The organism is Aeromonas sp. ASNIH7 (assembly GCF_002903485.1).
GTDB lineage: Bacteria > Pseudomonadota > Gammaproteobacteria > Enterobacterales > Aeromonadaceae > Aeromonas > Aeromonas caviae.
In genome coordinates this window covers 2,453,442-2,472,611 of record NZ_CP026226.1, presented here as the reverse complement: position 1 = coordinate 2,472,611, position 19,170 = coordinate 2,453,442, and the positions used below count along the sequence as shown (strand labels likewise).

Annotated in this window: 17 protein-coding genes, 1 tRNA gene and 1 pseudogene; 9 read left to right on the top strand and 10 right to left on the bottom strand. The window is 63.6% G+C overall.

Annotated features, from left to right (window positions below; genetic code table 11):
* Positions 1-32: 32 nt before the first annotated feature.
* From C2U47_RS11595 to yqhD, 5 genes are all read right to left on the bottom strand, one after another.
* Positions 33-1,340, bottom strand: a complete 1,308-nt coding sequence (locus tag C2U47_RS11595) for an L-cysteine desulfidase family protein (protein ID WP_049636093.1) — start codon at positions 1,338-1,340, stop codon at positions 33-35.
* Between the two features lie 26 nt (positions 1,341-1,366).
* Entirely contained in the window at positions 1,367-2,038 is a 672-nt protein-coding gene (locus tag C2U47_RS11590; RefSeq protein ID WP_041211936.1) for a helix-turn-helix transcriptional regulator, read from the bottom strand.
* Positions 2,039-2,361: 323 nt separating this feature from the next.
* A complete protein-coding gene (gene pntB, locus C2U47_RS11585; RefSeq protein ID WP_049636039.1) occupies positions 2,362-3,846 on the bottom strand; it encodes a Re/Si-specific NAD(P)(+) transhydrogenase subunit beta in 1,485 nt (494 codons plus the stop codon).
* An 11-nt stretch (positions 3,847-3,857) separates the two neighbouring features.
* The gene (locus C2U47_RS11580) at positions 3,858-5,384 is read right to left on the bottom strand and encodes a Re/Si-specific NAD(P)(+) transhydrogenase subunit alpha (RefSeq protein ID WP_010675996.1); all 1,527 of its coding nucleotides are present in this window, start codon (positions 5,382-5,384) and stop codon (positions 3,858-3,860) included.
* A gap of 506 nt (positions 5,385-5,890) precedes the next feature.
* Positions 5,891-7,051: an alcohol dehydrogenase gene (gene yqhD / locus C2U47_RS11575; RefSeq protein WP_049636040.1), complete on the bottom strand. Its 1,161-nt coding sequence runs from the start codon at positions 7,049-7,051 to the stop codon at positions 5,891-5,893.
* Positions 7,052-7,169: 118 nt separating this feature from the next.
* On the opposite strand from yqhD, the gene C2U47_RS23290 reads away from it, so the two are divergent.
* Genes C2U47_RS23290 through C2U47_RS11560 form a run of 4 tightly spaced genes read left to right on the top strand, consistent with a single transcriptional unit; the run spans position 7,170 to position 9,055 of the window.
* The gene (locus C2U47_RS23290) at positions 7,170-7,751 is read left to right on the top strand and encodes an AraC family transcriptional regulator (RefSeq protein ID WP_233735812.1); all 582 of its coding nucleotides are present in this window, start codon (positions 7,170-7,172) and stop codon (positions 7,749-7,751) included.
* Positions 7,727-8,092, top strand: coding sequence for a helix-turn-helix domain-containing protein (locus tag C2U47_RS23285; protein WP_233735811.1), 366 nt, complete (start codon positions 7,727-7,729; stop codon positions 8,090-8,092). The genes C2U47_RS23290 and C2U47_RS23285 overlap by 25 nt, the downstream gene beginning before the upstream one ends.
* A 1-nt stretch (position 8,093) precedes the next feature.
* Positions 8,094-8,615, top strand: coding sequence for a lipocalin family protein (locus C2U47_RS11565; protein WP_049636042.1), 522 nt, complete (start codon positions 8,094-8,096; stop codon positions 8,613-8,615).
* Positions 8,612-9,055, top strand: coding sequence for a GNAT family N-acetyltransferase (locus tag C2U47_RS11560; protein ID WP_049636043.1), 444 nt, complete (start codon positions 8,612-8,614; stop codon positions 9,053-9,055). The genes C2U47_RS11565 and C2U47_RS11560 overlap by 4 nt, the downstream gene beginning before the upstream one ends.
* A 128-nt stretch (positions 9,056-9,183) precedes the next feature.
* Here C2U47_RS11560 and C2U47_RS11555 read toward each other — a convergent pair whose 3' ends face one another.
* Both C2U47_RS11555 and C2U47_RS11550 read right to left on the bottom strand, forming a co-directional pair.
* Complete coding sequence (locus C2U47_RS11555) at positions 9,184-11,073, bottom strand: methyl-accepting chemotaxis protein (RefSeq protein ID WP_102948937.1); 1,890 nt, start codon at positions 11,071-11,073, stop codon at positions 9,184-9,186.
* A gap of 200 nt (positions 11,074-11,273) precedes the next feature.
* The gene (locus C2U47_RS11550; RefSeq protein ID WP_041209527.1) at positions 11,274-11,771 is read right to left on the bottom strand and encodes a lactoylglutathione lyase family protein; all 498 of its coding nucleotides are present in this window, start codon (positions 11,769-11,771) and stop codon (positions 11,274-11,276) included.
* A gap of 100 nt (positions 11,772-11,871) precedes the next feature.
* Here C2U47_RS11550 and C2U47_RS11545 point away from each other — a divergent pair, with 100 nt between their 5' ends.
* On the top strand, positions 11,872-12,744 hold the full coding sequence (locus C2U47_RS11545) for a LysR family transcriptional regulator (protein WP_049636044.1): 873 nt from the start codon (positions 11,872-11,874) through the stop codon (positions 12,742-12,744).
* A gap of 54 nt (positions 12,745-12,798) precedes the next feature.
* On the opposite strand, the gene C2U47_RS11540 is transcribed toward C2U47_RS11545, so the two are convergent.
* Complete coding sequence (locus C2U47_RS11540; protein ID WP_049636045.1) at positions 12,799-14,169, bottom strand: phosphatidylserine decarboxylase family protein; 1,371 nt, start codon at positions 14,167-14,169, stop codon at positions 12,799-12,801.
* 209 nt (positions 14,170-14,378) lie between these two features.
* Positions 14,379-14,455: transfer RNA gene (locus tag C2U47_RS11535), tRNA-Trp, on the bottom strand.
* Between the two features lie 202 nt (positions 14,456-14,657).
* On the opposite strand from C2U47_RS11535, the gene C2U47_RS11530 reads away from it, so the two are divergent.
* The 4 genes from C2U47_RS11530 (at position 14,658) to C2U47_RS11515 (ending at position 17,586) form a co-directional block, all read left to right on the top strand.
* Entirely contained in the window at positions 14,658-15,200 is a 543-nt protein-coding gene (locus tag C2U47_RS11530; RefSeq protein ID WP_042015644.1) for a hypothetical protein, read from the top strand.
* A 274-nt stretch (positions 15,201-15,474) separates the two neighbouring features.
* Positions 15,475-16,395, top strand: coding sequence for an aspartate carbamoyltransferase (gene pyrB / locus C2U47_RS11525; RefSeq protein ID WP_010676005.1), 921 nt, complete (start codon positions 15,475-15,477; stop codon positions 16,393-16,395).
* A 16-nt stretch (positions 16,396-16,411) separates the two neighbouring features.
* On the top strand, positions 16,412-16,876 hold the full coding sequence (gene pyrI, locus C2U47_RS11520; protein WP_010676006.1) for an aspartate carbamoyltransferase regulatory subunit: 465 nt from the start codon (positions 16,412-16,414) through the stop codon (positions 16,874-16,876).
* A gap of 218 nt (positions 16,877-17,094) precedes the next feature.
* On the top strand, positions 17,095-17,586 hold the full coding sequence (locus C2U47_RS11515; protein WP_039039633.1) for an arginine repressor: 492 nt from the start codon (positions 17,095-17,097) through the stop codon (positions 17,584-17,586).
* A 154-nt stretch (positions 17,587-17,740) separates the two neighbouring features.
* On the opposite strand, the pseudogene C2U47_RS11510 reads toward C2U47_RS11515, so the two are convergent.
* Positions 17,741-19,146 (bottom strand): annotated as a pseudogene (locus tag C2U47_RS11510) (YfcC family protein).
* Between the last annotated feature and the right edge of the window lie 24 nt (positions 19,147-19,170).

Below are 19,170 nucleotides of genomic sequence, written 5' to 3'. Positions count from 1 at the left end.
GTTTTTTTATGGCCGACGGCGGCACTCCGGGGTCACTGGTGCTTACCCTGCTGCTTGGCCCGCATGATGTTGATGATCTCGATGTCGGTATCCAGCATCCCCTCCCTGGAGAGGCGACCCAGGTTGGCGATGGTCTGGTCCACATCGTCCGAGACGATCCCCTCGCTCTGGGGCACGCGCAGGTTGTTGATGGCCATCAGCGAGGATTTCACCGCCGCCGAGGTGGAGGTGGAGACCTTCATGGAGCAGGCGCTGCCGGCGCCGTCGCAGATGATGCCGGAAACATCCCCAATCATGTTGTTGATGCAGTGGCTGATCTGCTCGAACTGGCCTCCCAGCAGCCAGGTGATGGCGGCCCCCGATCCCATGGCGGCGGTACTGGCTGCACACAGGGCGGAGAGCTTGTTCTGGTAGGCCTTGATATAGATGGCCACCAGGTGGCTCATCACCAGAGCACGGGCCAGCTGCTCGTCATCGGCCTTGAGGAAGCGGGCGGCGGCGACCACCGGCATGGTGGCGGCAATGCCCTGGTTGCCGGAACCGGAGTTGGACATGGCGGGCAGCATGGCGCCATCCATCCGCGCATCGGAGGCGGCAGACGACAAACGCATGGCCAGGGTCATCAGATCGTCGGAAAGCAGCTTGCGCTCCACCTGGTCGGTGAGGATCTTGCCGATGCGCAGGCCATAGCCCTGCAGCCCTTCGTCCGCCAGCGCCTGGTTCATGGTGGCCGCCTCGCGGATGAAGTCGATCTCGGCCAGCGGCACCTCCAGGGCGAAGGCCACGATCTCCTTCAGGGTCATGGCGGGCTTGCCGGCCTTGGCTGGCTGGATCTGCACCCCGGGGGCGCTGTCCTGCACCATCAGCACCTCGCCATCCTTCTCCATCAGCACGATGCGGGTGTGGTCGGTACAGATCACCACCCGGGCGCTGTGCCCCTCCACTTCGGCCAGCACCTCGGCGTAGAGCACGTCGGGCACATCCTTCACATCCACCTCTATGGTGGGCAGCAGCCCCTTGGCCGCCTCAACTTGATCCGGCGTGAGGCTCTTGAGCACCTCCAGCCCGGCATCCGGGTTGCCACCGGTGATGCCGACGGCGGCGGCCACCGGCAGGCCGATCATGCCGGTGCCGGGCACGCCGACCCCCATGCCGTTCTTGAACAGATTGCCGCTGACCCAGACGCGGGTGCGAGTCGGTACCTGCCCCAGCAGCTTGCGGCAGTTGGCCGCCGCCAGGGCGACCGACATGGGCTCGGTGCAGCCGAGGGCCGGCACCACTTCACGCTTGAGCAGGGTAATAAAGTCGGTCCATTGTGCGTTCATTGCGATGTGTCTCATGTTCATGACGCCCGCGTGCGGGCTCGTCATTGTTGTTCGGCCAGTTCCGCCTTGTGATTGCGGATATGCAGGTAAACGGTATGGCGGGAGATGCCGAGCAGCTCGGCCACCAGTTGGGCGGCATCCTTGATCTCGAAGATGCCCATGTCGTAAAGCCGGTGCACGATCGCCTTGTTGCGCACGCTGCTGCCCAGCCCGGGATCCCTGTCCACCTTGGCGATCACCTGCGCCACCAGATCATCCACCGAGCTGGCGAAGGTTTCGGTGCCGTGGGCAGGGGGCACTGCGGGCGGGGCAAAGGTGTCGAGCAGGCTGCCAAGGGGCGTGTCCAGACTGAAATTCACGCACAGCATACCGATGGGTTTGCCCTCGCGGTTGCTGATGGTGATGGACGAGGACTTCAGCAGGGAGCCCTCCCGGGTGCGGGAGAAATAGCTGCTCCACTGGCTGCCGGCGGCACTGTGCAACTTGTCGAGCGCGAAGTCGGTGACCGGCGCTCCCTCCTGGCGGCCGGTGATGTGGCCGTTGGCAATCTTGATGACGGAGGCGTGCAGGCTGTCAAAGGCGTGCAGCACCACCTCGCAGCCCGGGCCAAACAGGGCGGACAGCGCCGCCACCGCAGGCTCAAAGCTGGCAATCAGATGGCGCTCTTCATCGGTCAGTGTGCTGGCGTCGCGCAAGGGAGCTACCTCGGTCATGGGGTCATCCGGTCAACGTTGGGCAAGGATAATCAAAGCGGACTCAAATAAAATTGAGCAAATCCGCTTTTTGCGCGGGCATTATGCCCGACTGGTGAGACAACACCACAAAATGTGAGCAAAATCACGACTGAAATGACAAAAAGGCCCCATGAGAGGCCTTTAAGGTGGTTTTTTGGTGCTTTTGCTCAACTTTAATTGAGCCAGGGCTCGTCAGTCCGGACAGTCAGGCACCACCGCCTGTCTGTTCCCTGCCACGGTCATCCACTCTGGTCATAAAAAAAGGAGGCCGAAGCCCCCTTTTTGTCTCATCCGGTCAACGCTTACAGCGCCTTCAGGATGGCCTCGACGCTGGCCTTGGCATCGCCAAACAGCATCTGGGTGTTCTCCTTGAAGAACAGCGGGTTCTGGACACCGGCGTAGCCAGTGTTCATGGAGCGCTTGAAGCCGATGACGTTCTGCGCCTTCCACACTTCCAGCACCGGCATGCCGGCGATGGGGCTGCCCGGATCTTCCATGGCGGCCGGGTTGACGGTGTCGTTGGCACCGATCACCAGCACCACGTCGGTGTCGGCGAAGTCTTCGTTGATCTCGTCCATTTCCAGCACGATGTCATAGGGGACTTTCGCTTCCGCCAGCAGCACGTTCATGTGACCAGGCAGACGACCGGCCACCGGGTGGATGCCGAAGCGCACCTTGACGCCGCGATCACGCAGCTTTTGGGTGATCTCGGCCACCGGGTACTGGGCCTGCGCCACCGCCATGCCGTAGCCCGGGGTGATGATGACGGAGCTGGCGTTCTTCAGCATGTCGGCCACGTCTTCGGCGTTGGTCTCGCGGTATTCGCCCAGCTCCTGCTCGGCGGTGGAGGCCACGCCGTCGGAGCCAAAGCCTCCTGCGATCACGGAGATGAAGGAGCGGTTCATCGCCTTGCACATGATGTAGGAGAGGATGGCACCGGAGGAACCCACCAGGGCACCGGTGACGATCAGCAGGTCATTGGAGAGCATGAAGCCCGCCGCCGCTGCCGCCCAACCGGAGTAGGAGTTCAGCATGGAGACCACCACCGGCATGTCCGCACCACCGATGGAGGCGACCAGGTGCCAGCCGAAGGCGAAGGCGATCAGGGTCATCACCAGCAGGGCGAAGGTGGAGCCACCGGCGTTGACGAAGTGGATCATCAGCGCGATGGAGACCACCACGGCCAGCAGGTTCAGCTTGTGGCGGTGCGGCAGCATCAGCGGCTTGGAAGAGATGAGGCCACGCAGCTTGCCGAACGCCACCACGGAACCGGTGAAGGTCACGGCACCGATGAAGACGCCCAGGAACACTTCCACCAGGTGGATGTTCAGCATGGCGCCGGAGAGGTGCTCGACCTGGGCGACGCTTGCCGCCTGCTCGAACGCCGCCCGGGCGGCTGCCAGGGTCGCATCCAGGTTGGAACCGACGGAGACCACCACTTCAGCGGGGGCGGAGGGGTGCAGATCGATGAAGCTGTTGAAGCCCACCAGCACCGCTGCCATGCCCACGAAGCTGTGCAGCACGGCCACCAGCTCGGGCATCTCGGTCATCTCGACCTTGAGGGCCAGACGCACGCCGATGGCGCCACCGATGGCCATGGCCAGGATGATCCAGTGGACGCCACTGGTTTCCGGGTTGAAGACGGTGGCGAGCAGGGCGATGGCCATCCCCGCGATACCGAACAGGTTGCCATGCTTGGCCGTTTCTTGCTTCGACAGTCCCGCGAGACTGAGGATGAAGAGCACGGCGGCAACGATATAGGATGCTGTTACCAGTCCTTGAGACACGTTAAACCCCCTTAATCCTTACGGAACATCTTCAGCATGCGCTGAGTGACGGTGAAGCCACCGAAGATGTTGATACTGGCAATCAGCACGGCGACAAAGGCCAGCACGGTGACCAGGGTCGACCCTTGTCCAATCTGCAACAGCGCACCGACCACGATGATGCCGGAGATGGCATTGGTGACCGACATCAACGGCGTGTGCAGGGCGTGAGAGACGTTCCACACCACGTAGTAACCGACCACGCAGGCCAGGATGAAGACGGTGAAGTGGGAGAGGAAGGCGGCAGGCGCCACAGCGGCCACCCAACCGAAGGCGGCGATGCCGAGGGCACCGAACACGAACTTCTTGTTGGAGGGCTTGGCCTCTTCCTTCTTGGCGGCCGGTTTGGCGGCAGCAGGTTTCTGCGGGGCGGCAGAGACGGAGATGGCGGGGGGCGGGAAGGTCACTTCACCGGCCTGGACCACCGTCATGTTGCGCTGTACCACGTCTTCGAAGTCGATGGCGACGTTGCCGTCCTTCTCCTTGCACATCAGCTTCATCAGGTTCACCAGGTTGGTGCCGTAGAGCTGGGAGGATTGGGCAGGCAGGCGGCCCGGCAGATCGGTGTAACCGATCACCTTGACGCCGTTGTCGGTGACATGCAGTTCACCCGGAACCGTGTATTCGCAGTTGCCGCCGGCCTGGGCCGCCATGTCCACGATGACGGAGCCCGGCTTCATGCTGTCCACCATTTCCTTGGTGATGAGCTTGGGTGCCGGCTTGCCCGGGATCAGGGCGGTAGTGATGATGATGTCCACTTCCTTGGCCTGCTGGGCGAACAGCTCCATCTCGGCCTTGATGAACTCTTCGCTCATCACCTTGGCGTAACCGTCGCTGGATGCGCCATCTTCGCCGCCGAAGTCCAGCTTGAGGAATTCCCCACCCATGGACTCGATCTGCTCGGCCACTTCCAGACGGGTATCGAAGGCACGCACGATGGCACCGAGGGAACCGGCGGTCCCGATGGCGGCCAGACCGGCCACACCGGCACCGATGACCAGCACCTTGGCGGGCGGTACTTTACCGGCGGCGGTGATCTGGCCGGTGAAGAAGCGACCGAACTGGTGCGCGGCTTCTACGACGGCGCGATAGCCACCGATGTTGGCCATGGAAGAGAGGGCGTCGAGGGACTGGGCACGGGAGATCCGCGGCACCATGTCCATCGCCATCACATTGATGTTGCGCTCGGAAAGCTTCTTGACCAGCTCGGGGTTCTGGGCGGGCCAGATGAAGCTCACCAGGGTGGCACCATCCTTAATTTGTGCGATTTCGGCCTCGGTCGGCGCGTTGACCTTGAAGACAAGGTCGGCTTGCCAGACGTTCGGTACCACGCTGGCACCGGCAGCCTCGAAGGCGGCATCATCGAAGCTGGCTCGCAGGCCGGCACCGGCCTCGATGGCAACCTCGAAGCCGAGCTTTTTCAGCTGCTCGACAGTGGCCGGGGTCGCTGCGACCCGGGTCTCACCGGCGAGACTCTCTCTCGGTATTCCAATCTGCATGACTATTCCCTGATGGTTAATAAACAATCATCGCCAAGTCTCTCATGTCTGAGGGGACAAGGCATGATCAAAGTGCAGGTCACGGGCCCTTTGTTATGAAAATCAGCAGGCTTCACCTCGACCTCCTGTCACGGTCAGGCCCCCGCTTTTCAGGCGCGAGGGTGATTAGTATCAAATTTTGGAGTTTTATTACAACCACGGCCCCGGGCGGGCGGGTACAGAATTCAGCCCATCCCGGACCATGATTAAAAAAAACAAACCAAATTAGGGGCTTATACCAGCAAAAAGCGCTAAAAAAAGTGATCCAACCAGTCAAAAAAAATGTTTAACCCGGCCTCTACCTTAGCGTTTTTTGTTCTTACGAAATCTGCCGTTGGCTCATCTGATGAGATGAAAAGGGAAAAAGTAACCATTTTGCAACGATTAGGGGGCCGCGTCCCCGCCTGCTGGCGGGTTCGGGCCCCCTGGTGCAACCGGGCCTTGGGCCCGTTTCAGGCGCGCTCTGCTTACCAGGCCGCCTCATAAATATGCCGGCTCTGGGCCAGGTCGATGTCGCCGTGCTCACCCAGAGCGGTCATGCCGTGCTCTTCGAGCTTGGCCAGCAGGGCGTCGATCCGGGCGTCGGCCACGTAATCCCGCAGCCGGGTCTTGATCCCCATCCGCTCGAAGAAGTCGCGGGTGGCGGCGATGGCACCGTCGATACGCGCCTCGTCACTGCCGCTGCGCAGATCCCAGACCCGATCGGCGTATTGCAGCAGCTTGGCGCGCTTCTGCTCGCGCTTGGCCTGCAGCAGGGCGGGCAGCACCACCGCCAGGGTCTGGGCGTGGTCCAGACCGTGCAGGGCGGTGATCTCGTGGCCCAGCATGTGGGTGGCCCAGTCCTGGGGCACGCCGGCTCCGATCAGGCCGTTCAGCGCCAGGGTGGCGCTCCACATGATGTTGGCACGCACGTCGTAGTTTTCCGGCTCCACCAGCGCCTTGGGCCCCTCTTCCGCCAGGGTCAGCAGCAGCCCTTCTGCGAAGCGATCCTGCACCTTGGCATCCACCGGGTAGGTGAGGTACTGCTCCAGGGTGTGGATGAAGGCATCCACCACCCCATTGGCCACCTGACGGGCGGGCAGGGTGTAGGTGAGCACGGGGTCGAGCACGGCGAAACGCGGCATCACGAAGGGAGAGAAGAAGTGCTGCTTGTCCCCTGTGCTCTTGCGGGTGATGACGGCGCCCATGTTCATCTCGGAACCGGTGGCCGGCAGGGTCAGCACGCTGCCCAGAGGAATGGCGGAGGCCACCTCGCCCCCGACGGTCTCGAGGATGTGCCAGGGATCCCTGGCCGGATCGTAGTGAGCGGCCGCGGCGATGAACTTGGAGCCGTCCAGCACGGAGCCGCCGCCCACTGCCAGCAGGAAGTCGACCTTCTCGGCGCGGGCCAGTTCGACGGCGCCCATCAGGGTTTCATAGGTGGGGTTGGGCTCGATGCCGCCAAATTCAAACAGGGTCAGGCCGGCCAGCTCGCTGCGGATCTGGTCCAGCAGGCCGCTGCGCACCACGCTGCCACCGCCGTAGGTGACGAGGATGCGGGCGTCGCTGGGGATCTGGCCGCGCAGCTGGGCCACCTGGCCCTTGCCGAACAGCACCTTGGTGGGGGTGTGCAGGATGAAGTTGTTCATGGGATCTCCCGGGGTGGTCGTAGTCGGTAAGGTATGGGTTGCATTTTTCTCTTATAACCTCCTACCATCAAGGGAGCTTTCTGCCGATTTCTTGCCTATTTCTACTGAGCCTGGATAAATGAGTACAAATCAGCCCATCGCGGCGACCCACCAGTCCGCCCTCGCCAGCCGACTCGCCGCCCTGGCACCCCACCCGGGGATCACCGCCGCCCCCGTGCCCGGCGTGCACCTCATCTACACCACGGAGCATCACGACCGCATCCCGGTGCTCTACCGCCCGCGCATGATCATCATCCTGCAGGGGCACAAGGTGGGCTATCTCTCGGACTTCACCTTCCGCTACGACCCCGAGCACTACCTGATGATGACCCTGCCGCTGCCCTGCGAGTGCGAGTGCTTCGCCTCCCCCGAATCCCCCCTGGTGGGGCTCTCGGTGGAGATCGACGTGGCGGCGCTGCAGGCCCTGCTGCTGGAGATGGGGGACGCGGCCCCCGCCCCGGCGGAACCGGGTCGCGGCGTCGTCTCCGTGCCCCTCTCCGAGACCACGCTCTGCGCGGTGGAGCGCCTCATCGACGTGATGGACAAGCCGCTCCACGCCCGGGTGCTGGGGCCCCAGATCGTGCGCGAGATCCTGTTCCACGCCCTGCACGAAGGGGGGCCCCCGCCCTGCTGGCCATGGCCAGCCGTCACAGCCAGGTGAGCCAGATAGCCCGGGTGCTGCGTATCATGGAGCAGCGCTTTACCGAGAACCTGACGGTGGAGGAGCTGGCCCGGGAGGCGAACATGAGCGTCTCGGCCTTCCACCACCACTTCAAGGCGGCCACCGCCACCTCGCCCCTGCAGTACATCAAGACCCTGCGCCTGCACCGGGCGCGGCTGATGATGCTGCACGACGGCCTCAAGGCCGGGGTGGCGGCGGACAAGGTAGGCTACGAGAGCGGCTCCCAGTTCAGCCGCGAATACAAACGCTTCTTTGGCAACACCCCGAGCGAACACGCGGCACGCTTCCGCTCGGGACAACTGCGTATCGTGGAGGGATGACATGCGCACACTGATCCTGCTCGTTCTGACCCTGCTGGCCACCGCCTGCACCGGCATTCCACCGGGACACCAGGTGGTCAAGCCCTTCCAGCTCGACCGCTACCTCGGCACCTGGTACGAAATCGCCCGCCTCGATCACGGTTTCGAGCGCGGCCTGAACCGGGTCACCGCCACCTACAGCCTGCGGGATGACGGCGGTGTCAGGGTGATCAACCGGGGGCAGGACGGACAGGGGGAATGGCGCGAGGCCGAGGGGCGCGCCTACTTCGTGGGCGACAGCGACGAGGGGCGCCTCAAGGTGAGCTTCTTCGGCCCCTTCTACGGCAGCTACAACGTGCTGGCGACGGACTATGAGCTCTCCCTGGTGAGCAGTTACAACCTCCAGTACCTCTGGATCCTCTCCCGCACGCCCCATCCCCCCAAAGAGAAGGTAGAGGCCCTGGTCGAGCGGGCCCGGGGGCTCGGCTTTGCCACCGACCTGCTGATCTGGGTCAGCCAGGATCCGGCGGGGAACGCCCCATGAGGATCTTCCAGGCCACCCCCGGGGACATTCCCCGGGTCACCCCCCTGTTCGTGGAATACCGGGCGTTCTACCAGCTGCCTGCCCGGCCCGAGGCCGCCGAAGCCTTCCTGCTGGAGCGCTGCACCGCCGGGGAGTCGGTGCTCTTCGTGGCCCAGAGCGAGGCGGGAGAGGTGCTGGGATTTGCCCACCTCTATCCCCTGTTCTGCTCCCTCGCCCTGAAACCCATCTGGCTGCTGTACGATCTGTTCGTGGCGCCGGCGGCCCGCCAGCAGGGGGTGGCCCAGGCGCTGCTGGCGCGGGCCGATCGCCACGGCCAGGACACGGGCGCCGCCTTCCTGATGCTGAGCACCGCCACCGACAACCGGCAGGCTCAGGCCCTCTACGAAGGGCACGGCTACCAGCGGGACAACGAGTTCTACAGCTACATCAAACCTCTCTGAGCCTCTGCCTGCGCCCGTTGCAGGGCCAGGACCCGATATTATTCAGCGGGTGCATGGCGAAATAATATCCATACACAGGATGAATAAAGGCGACCCCGGGGTCGCCTTTGTCACATCCGGGTCTCAGCCTAGAGCCGGAAGCGCCCGATCTCCTGCTCCAGCCGCTCGGTGAGAGACTTGAGCTGGGCCGCCTGGGCGGCCTCTTCGCCGGCCTGGGCCGCCAGCGCCTGGGAGACGTGGCGGATATTCTCGGTGTTGCGGCTGATCTCGCCGGTCACCGAGGTCTGCTCCTCGGCCGCCGCCGCGATCTGGGTCGCCATGTCGCTGATGGCGCCGATGGCCTCGTTGATCCTGCCCAGGCTGAGATTCGCCGCTTCGGCGTCCTCCACGCTGGTGCCCGCCAGCTGGCGGCTGGTCTCCATGCCGCCCACCGCCTTGCGGGTGGTCTGCTGCAGCGCCTCGATCATCTGCTGGATCTCGGCGGTGGAGTCGTGGGTGCGGCGCGACAGCACCCGCACCTCGTCCGCTACCACAGCAAAGCCGCGCCCCTGCTCCCCGGCCCGGGCCGCCTCGATGGCGGCGTTCAGGGCCAGCAGGTTGGTCTGCTCGGCGATGCCGCTGATGGTGGCCAGAATGCCGCTGATCTGCTGGGCGTGGCCATCCAGCTCGTGGATGGTCTGGCTGGCGTCGGAGACCTCCCCCGCCAGCCCCGTGATGCTGCGCTGGCTCTGGCCGACCTGGGACTGGCCGGCCACCGCGAGGCGCACCGCATCACCGGCGGTGTTGGCGGCAAACTCGGCGTTGCCGGCGATCTCCTGGGTGGCGGAGGCCATCTCGGTCACCGCGGTGGCCACCATGACGATCTCGTCCTGCTGCTGGCGCACCCGCTGGCTGCGGGCCTCGGCCCCCGCCGCCTGGGTGCGGGACTGGGCCGCCAGCTCGACGGTGACGTCCCGCAACCGGCTGACGATGCCGTGCAGTCGCGCCACGAACTGGTTGAAGTTCTGGGCCAGCTGCCCCACCTCATCCTGGCTGCGGGTGGCGATCTGCACCGTGAGATCCCCCTCCCCGTGGGCGATGTCGGCGAGCGCCCTGGAGACCCGTCCCAGATCCGCGAACAGGTAGTTGAACATGGCGATGAGTAGGGCACCGAACACCAGCAGCAGTACCAGGGTCAGCCCCACCAGTTGCCACAACAGGGAGGCGAGCGGCGCCTCCAGCACCTCCTTGTACATCACCATGGCGAGCAGCCAGTCGGTGCCGGGCACGCCTTGCACCGAAAGCAGCACCTCGCGCCCGTTCAGGTTGGCGCCGTGCAGCTCGCCGTCGCGGCTCCACGCATCCAGCGCCGCCCCGGTGAGGCCGGGATCCAGCTCCGCCACCTGCTTGAGCGCCAGCTCCTTGTTCGGGTGGCCGACGATGAGGCCGGTGCGATCGAGCAGCATGGCGTAGCCCTCTCCCTGCACCTTCATGGCCAGCACCTCGTCGATGAGGGCGTCGAGGGAGAGATCCGCCCCGGCCACCCCGATCACCCGGCCCTGGTGGCTCACCGGCTCGGCCAGGGTCACCACCATCTGCTGCATGGTCACGCTGACATAGGGCGGCGTGACGATGAGCTTGCCCGCCTTGTCGGCGTTCTGGTACCAGGGGCGGGCCCTGGGGTCATAGTTGGCGGTGTTGAGGGCGGGATCGTGGCGGGTCATCTCCCCCTGCGCCGAACCAAAATAGGTGAGGCCGAAACCGCCGGAGGTGCGGGTCTGCAACAGGTGGGGCACCAGGGCCGTGTCGGGGTCGTGCGCAATGACGGCGGCCAGGGCGTCGACCGCGTGCTTGCGATCCTCAAGCCAGTTGCCGATGGCCACCGAGTGGGCGTGGCCGTAGTTGACCGCCTCGCTCTGGATGGCGTCAAGGGTGCGGGATTTGAGGGTGTGGAAGGCGACAATACCGAGCAGGGCTGCCATCAGCAGCACTACCCCCAGGCTGGCCGCGAGCAGCTTGCCGCGCAACGAGAGAGTCATGACAACGAATCCTTGTGGTAGCCGGGGGCCGGGAATACCCCCATCTTGGTAGTTCTATCGGCACAATGATGAACGGTCTTTAGTGAATCCTGATATTTTTTCATATATCAACAACAGAACGCACTACCAGCAACAGACTGTTCACTATTCCATGCTGACACCCGCAGGCACCACAAGGCCGCCCGAAGGCGGCCTGTCACTTACCCCTGATAGGCACCGGCGGAGTAGGTCAGCTCATAGCTGTGGCTGTAGATCTCGATGATGTTGCCGAAGGGATCTTCCATGTAGACCATGCGGTAGGGCTTCTCGCCCGGATAGTACTCGCGCACCGGCATCCGCTGCTTGCCACCCGCTGCGACGATGCGCGCCGCCAGCCCCTCGACATCCGGATCCTGCACGCTGAAGTGGAACACCCCGGTCTTCCAGAATTCGAAGTTGTTTTCGCGCTGCTCGCTGTTGGGGAACTCGAACAGCTCGATGCCGATCTTGTCGCCGGTGGAGAGATGAGCGATGCGGAAAGAGCCCCAGCCCGGGCCAAATACGTCGTTGCACATCACGCCGATGGCGGAGTCATCCTCGGTGATGGTGGTCGCCGGCATGATGAGATACCAGCCCATCACCTTGGTATAGAACTCGACTGCCTTGTCGAGGTCAGTCACCGTGATGCCGATGTGGGAGAAGTTGCGCGGGTAAGTCATAAGTCACCTTGAAATTGTGTGTGGGAAACAGGTGACATGATAGGAAGAGACGCCATAATGAAAAATAAGGTCAAACTAATGGAATACATAAATTAAATTTATGGTTAATCCACTCTGGCTCCACACCCTGGTGGTGGTGCATGAAACCGGCAGTTTTACCCGTGCCGCCGATCGGCTGGATCTCACTCAGGCCGCCGTCAGTCAGCATATCTCGCGCCTCGAGGCCGAATTCGGCCCCCTGCTGCTACGCAAGCCCCGTCAGCTGGAGCTCACCCCGCGCGGGCTGGTGCTGCTCGACTTCGCCCGCCAGCAGGCGCAGGCCGCCGAACAGCTGCGAGCCCGTCTCTCTGATGACGACCCTCACCGCGGCGCCATCACCCTCACCACCCCCGGCAGCATTGGCCTGCTGCTCTATCCCCTGCTGCTCGATCAGCAACAGGAGCATCCCGGACTCACCATCCAGCACCGCTTTGCCCCCACCCCCGACATAGTGCAGGCGGTACTGGCGGGGCGCAGCGATCTGGGACTGGTGGATCAACCGCCGGAGCACCCCAGCATAGCCGCCGAGCCCTTCGCCCGCGAACCCCTCTGTCTGGTAGTACCCAACGACGGCGAGGAGCCGAGCTGGCAGCACCTCTGTCAGCTCGGCTTTATTGACCACCCGGACGGCCGCAGCATGGCTCAGCGCCTGCTGGGACGACGCTATCCCGGCCAGCGCTTCGGCGAGATCCCGCTGCGCGGCTTTACCAACCAGATCGGCCTGATCCTGGAGCCAGTCGCCCGCGGCCTCGGCTTTACCGTGCTGCCCCGCTTCGCCGTCACCGCCTTTGCCCAACAGGAGCAGATCCGGGTGATCCAGAGCAGCATTGAGGTGATCGACACCCTCTGGCTGATCTACCGTGCCGAATGGCCGCTCCCCGCCCGCCACCAGCGGCTGGTGGAAACCCTCAAGACGCAGGTCGGCGCCATCTGATGGACAAACAACAAGGCCGCCTCAAGGGCGGCCTTTTACTGTCCGGCGGCTGGGTTATTTGACCCGCGCCAGCGCCGTGTTGATCCTCAGGTTGGTCGCCTCCAGCCCCGGCTGCTGGCCGTAGAAGTCGAACGCCAGCTCGACACCGGGGCGAAACAGCAGGCAGTGGGTGGAGCCGCCGAAGTGGAACATGCCGAGCTGCTCCCCCTTCGCGATCCGCTGCCCCGGCTGCACCGTCACCTCGCAGCTCGACACCTCCGCCATGCCCACCGGCACCACGCACATCAGGCCGATCCTGGGGTTGTCCGCCTCGATGAAGATGAGTGCACGGGTCGCCACCGCGGTCAGGAAGGGTTGGGACTGGTTCGGGGCGCTGGGATCGGGCCCCGCCGGGCTGTCGAAACCCTGGTGGCGGTTGGCCAGGTAGTAGCTGCCGTTGACCACCTTGACCGAGCGCACCGTGCCGCTCACCGGGCTGTGCCAGCGGTGATAGCTGAGGGCGCTGAGGAAGGCCTGATAGAGGGTGCCCCCCTCGAACGCGGCGGCGCGCGGGTCGAAGTCCAGCAGGTTGTCCAGGGAATAAGGCTGCCCCTTGAGCCAGAAGGCGTCCTGCCGCCGTACCCCGGTCACCACCTGCAGCGGGGCCGACTCACAGGCGTTGGCGATCACGCTGTCATCGTCCGGGGCCGTCACCGGCCGCACGCCGGGGCAGAAGCGGCGGGTGAAGAAGTCGTCCCAGCTGGCGAAGCCCTCGTATTCCTCTCCCGGCGCGGTGTGGAAGATCCCCTCGAAGCGCTCAGGGGTGGGGTTGTCGCCGGCCCCGAGCGCCCCCTGCGCCACCTTGACCATCTCCCGTTTCGCCACGTCACCCAGCCAGGGGACGATCAGGGTCTGGCGATCCAGGGGGCTCACCGACTCGGTCAGCACATAACGGGACGCGGGACCTTGCAGGAAGTCGGCCCAGTAACCGAGGATCTTGCGCAATTGCTGGTTCACCAGCGCATTGGCGAAGAAGTCGTACCCGGCGGCCGTCGCCATGGGCCAGTTGAGCAGGGCATTGATGGGGAATCCGATCAGCCCGGCGGGCTCCTGGGTCTGCACATCCTGATAGGCTTCCGGGGCCGTGGTCATGATGCCGTTGAGCAGCTGCAGGAACTCATCGAAGCTGCGCACCTGGACCTGACCGAGCGGCGTGCTGTGCTCGTGCTGCCACGCCTCGTCAAACATCCCCTGGGCCTGCTGATGCAGGAGAGGATCCTGCTCCACCAGCGCCTTCAATCCGGCGATCGGGGCCACCAGCGGGCGAGGCTGGCGGGTGACCGCCTGACGCAGCCGCTGTACCCAGCGCGCCACATGGGCCTGATCCCGGGGGACCCAGCCACCGGCATGGGCATGGGGGGGACGCGTATCCACTGCCTTGTTCATCGCACTCTCCTTGTTGAAGCGCCTTGGGCCCGCCGGATGCGATGCGCCTGAGGGCGCCATCTGGCAGGAAGCAAGGTGTAGCACAGGGGAAAAGCGGCCTCCATTGGCAGAAATGGCAGCGGCGAAGCGGGGAAAAAGAGGCTAACGGAGGCGGTGGCAAACGCCGGAAATGCGAAAGGCCAGCTCAATGAGCTGGCCTTTCTGAAAAATGGCAGGGGCGGCAGGACTCGAACCCGCAACCATCGGTTTTGGAGACCGCTGTTCTACCAATTGGAACTACGCCCCTGCAACAAACGAGGCGTAGTATACAAAGCGGAGGTCAAAGGTAAAGGCTTTTTTTCTCACTTTCGATGCGATCGAACAAATGACGACCAGATCCCCGCAATTCCAACAAGGAGCGGGGGTAAGCTGCTGTATTTGCAGCCCCGACGGGGTAGGAATGGGACACAAATGGGGGTAGGGTGAAACCAGGCTCAGGGAGGCTGCCCATGCTCAATTACCGACTGCTGCAACAGCTTGCGCCCCTCAACTTCCGGGATGAGCGCAAGACGGAGACCCTGGCCGACTATCTGGACAGAGTCTCTCCCCTGGTGCCCTCCATTCCCTCCAATGTGCTCGCCCAGTGGATTTACCGTCATTGGCGCGGTTTTGAATCCAACTGGAGCTTTATCGATCTCGCCAGCCATCAGTTCGAGTGCGAGCACTGGCCCACCGCCCAGATTATCGAGCAGATAGACTCCCGCCACATGGAGGTGATCGATCGCTGGGGCGAGATGCTGCGCAGCAACCGCTACGTGCGCCGCTCCTGGCTCGGCGATGACATGCTGCACCGGGGCACCTGGTCCGAGCCTGTCATCGTCCTCGCCACCGCCCCGGGAACCTGCTACCCGGACGGTCACCCCCTGCCCCATCCCTACTGCCTGCTGGAGGGGCACCACAGGCTCGGCTACCTGCGCAGCATGGCCGCCGATGGCGCTCCTTTGCAGGCGCAGCACGCACTCTGGATTTGTCGACCCGTTCGCGACACTTAAACGTTTTTCTGGGCAAATCCTGCCTCTGAAATAAATTTTTGACAATTCAAAAACCAGCCCTATAATCGGTGCGGTTTTGAAAAAGGTCGGGACAGGACAATGCCGTTTTTGATGAAAAAAGCAGCCTTGCAGACGGGTGGAGCGCACCAGAGCGGCCCCGTTGTTTCCGGTTCCCGTCCCACAGATCCCCCGTTTTTTTTGAAAAGAGCCCCTGTTTCAGGGGCTTTTTTTTGTGCCGGAAAAACCTTCATTGATGCCAAAGGGAATGCAGACGATGACCAATCCACTCTATAACAAACACGTCATCTCCATCTCGGATCTGACCCGGTCCGACATGGAACTGGTGGTCGCCACCGCACAGCGGTTGAAGGCCGAACCCGACAGCCGCCTGCTGAAAGACAAGCTGGTCGCCAGTTGCTTCTTCGAAGCCTCCACCCGCACCCGTCTCTCCTTCGAGACCGCGGTCCAGCGCCTGGGCGGCAACATCATCGGCTTCGCCGACGGCGGCAACACCAGCGCCAAGAAGGGCGAGACTCTGGCCGACTCCATCAAGATCATCAGCTCCTACACCGATGCGGTGGTGATGCGCCACCCCAAGGAAGGGGCAGCCCGTCTGGCCTCCGAGTTCTCCCGGGTGCCGGTCATCAACGGCGGTGACGGCTCCAACCAGCATCCCACCCAGACCCTGCTCGACCTCTTCTCCATCCACGAGACCCAAGGCAAGCTGGACGGCCTCAACGTCGCCTTCGTCGGTGACCTGAAGTACGGCCGCACCGTCCACTCCCTGGCCCAGGCCCTGAGCCTGTTCAACTGCCGCTTCTTCTTCATCTCCCCGGAGGCGCTGGCCATGCCGGACTACCTCTGCGAGGAGCTGGAAGAGAAGGGCATCCGCTTCAGCGTGCACGAGACCATGGAAGAGGTGATGCCGGAGCTCGACATCCTCTACATGACCCGCGTCCAGAAGGAGCGCTTCGACGAGACCGAGTACAAGCACATGGCCGCCAAGTTCGTGCTGGAGCTGGCGACCCTGGAAGGGGCCAAGCCCACCATGAAGATCCTCCATCCCCTGCCCCGGGTTGACGAGATCGAGGTCGCCGTCGACAAGACCCCCCACGCCTACTACTTCCAGCAGGCGGAGAACGGGGTCTATGCCCGCCAGGCACTGCTGGCACTGGTACTGAACGAAACCGTCTAAGGGAAAGGGGAACATCATGTCCGAGAAGAACCAACTGCAAGTCGAAGCCATCCGCCACGGCTCCGTCATCGACCACGTCCCCGCCGGCCAGGGCATCAAGATCCTCAAGCTGTTCCAGCTGATCGAGACCCAGGAGCGGATCACCGTCGGCTTCAACCTCAAATCCGGCGCCCTCGGCAAGAAGGATCTCATCAAGATCGAGAACACCCGTCTGACCGAGCAGCAGGCCAACCAGCTCGCCCTGTTCGCCCCCAAGGCGACCGTCAACATCATCGAAGACTTCGTGGTGGTGAAGAAGCACCAACTGGCGCTGCCGGAGTTCATCGAAGGGGTCTTCCACTGCCCCAACTCCAACTGCATCTCCCACAACGAACCGGTGGAGAGCTACTTCCGGGTGCGCGAGGTGAAAGGGGCGGTGCGGATGAAGTGCAAATACTGCGAGAAGTCCTTCACCCAGGACATCGTCAGCGAACGCTACTGATTTCCTGCCGACAAAGGATATCCATGTGGGCCCCATCGGGCCCATTTTTGAACCCTGTCACATCACTTATTCCCCCTTTGGTTATAATTTGCCATCCCGTAATGGATATACCTCGCTCATCCCCTGCTTGAGTGCTCCTCATTAGTGTTTTTCGCTATGAAAAGCCGGAACGACAGACTGGGCGAGACCGCCATCGCTCATCGCCAAAGGAAGTCGCCATGGTCAACACCCTCAGCCGCCCAGCAGAACCAGAGTCCGACCTGGCCCAGCTCGACGCCTGCCGCCAGATCATCGGCCAGCACTGTTACAGCACCCAGGAGGAGATCCGCCGCGAGCTCTCCGCCCGCGGTTTTGCGGACATCAGCCAGTCCACCATCTCCCGCCTGCTGCGCCGTCTCGGGGTCGCCAAGGCCCAGAACGCCAACGGCAAGAAGGTCTACACCCTGGTGGACGAGCAGCTGGAGCCCGCCGGCAGCACCCGCTCCATCCACGACATGGTGCGCGCCGTGGTCCACAACCAGCAGATGGTACTGGTGCATACCACCCCGGGGGCCGCTACCGTGGTGGCTCGCCTGCTGGATCGCAACGCCAATCCCGAGATCCTGGGGGCCGTGGCCGGCAACGACGTGGTACTGATCGCCCCGCGCCACATCAGCCGAACCCGCCAGGCTCACGCCGCCGTGGTGCGCACCCTGGAAAACGCCCGCTGACCCCTGCTGGATGCCAGAAGGCGACCCCGGGGTCGCCTTTTTGTTGCCCGCGCGGCAAGGAGCCAGACCACGGGAGAGCCCGGGCGCCCCGCCTTGCCAGCCATAAAAAACGGGAGCCCCAGGCTCCCGTTGTTGTCCCTATGTCTGTCGGCATTCATGCCAGCACGGCGCCCAGGCTCAGGCAGAGCACGATCAGCACGGTCAGCATGCCGAGCAGCGGGGCCACCCACTTCAGCCAGCGCACATAGGGCACCTTGGCAATGGCCAGCCCCCCATGACCACGGCGGAGGTAGGGGTCACCAGGTTCACCAGACCGGAGGCGGACTGGTAGGCGGTGACCACCAGCTCGCGGCCCACGTTGGCGAAGTCGGCGAGCGGCGCCATGATCGGCATGGTCAGCACCGCCAGACCGGAGGAAGAGGGCACCAGGAAGGAGAGCACCACTTCCAGCACGAACATCACGTTGATGAAGACGATGGTGGAGAGGCCGGTCACTATCCCCTCTGCGCTGTGCAAAATGGTGTGGGTGATCATGCCGTTGTCCATCACCACCACGATACCGCGGGCGATACCGATGATGAGGGCCACGCCGAGCAGATCGCGGGCACCGTCGATGAAGTTGGAGGTCAGCTCTTCTTCGCTCATGCGGGAGATGACGCCGACGATGATGGCGGCAGCCAGGAACACGCCGGAGATCTGCGCCATCCACCAGCCCAGCACGGCCACCCCGTAGATCATCACGGCAAAGGCGGCGACGAAGATACCCAGCACGATCTTGCGGGTGGTGGTGAACTCCAGCATCTGGTCGCTCTTGTTGCCGAGGAAGTGGGCACGGTTCTCTTCCCACTTGTCGGCCACCAGGGACTTGCTGGGATCGCTTCGCACCATCTTGGCGTAACGCATCACATAGGCCACGCAGATCAGCCAGCCGGCCACCAGCATGGCGACCCGCAACCAGATGCCGTCGGTGAAGGAGATGCCGGCCGCGTTGGCGGCGATCACGGTGGCGAACGGGTTGATGGTGGAGCCCAGGGTACCGATACCGGCCCCCAGCAGCACGGTCGCGGCAGCGACCACGGGGTCGAAGCGGGCCGCCATCATCACCGGCACCAGCAGGGTGTAGAACGGCAGAGACTCTTCCGCCATGCCGTAGATGGTGCCCCCTGCGGCGAACAGCGCCATCAGGATGGGGATCATCCACTCTTCACGGCCACGCAGGCGATCGGTGACGCGCTCGATACCCGCATCGATGGCACCTGTCTTGGTCACGATGCCAAGGAAGCCACCGATGATCAGGATGAAGAGGGAGACGTCGATGGCGCCAGCCTCATAGGTGTCGTGGTTGTAGAGACCGTCGATGGGTGCCAGCAGCACGTCGACGATCCCCTGGGGATTGGCATCCACCAGTTTGTAGGTACCGGCCACCGGCACTTCCTTGCCGAGGGCCTCGTTCATGGTCATCTCGTATTTGCCGGCCGGCACTATCCAGCTCAGGGCGGCCACCAGGGCGATCAGCACAAACAGTATCGTGTAGGCTGACGGGAACTTGAATTTGGTCATGGTCCAGCTTCCTTCTGTGGGTGT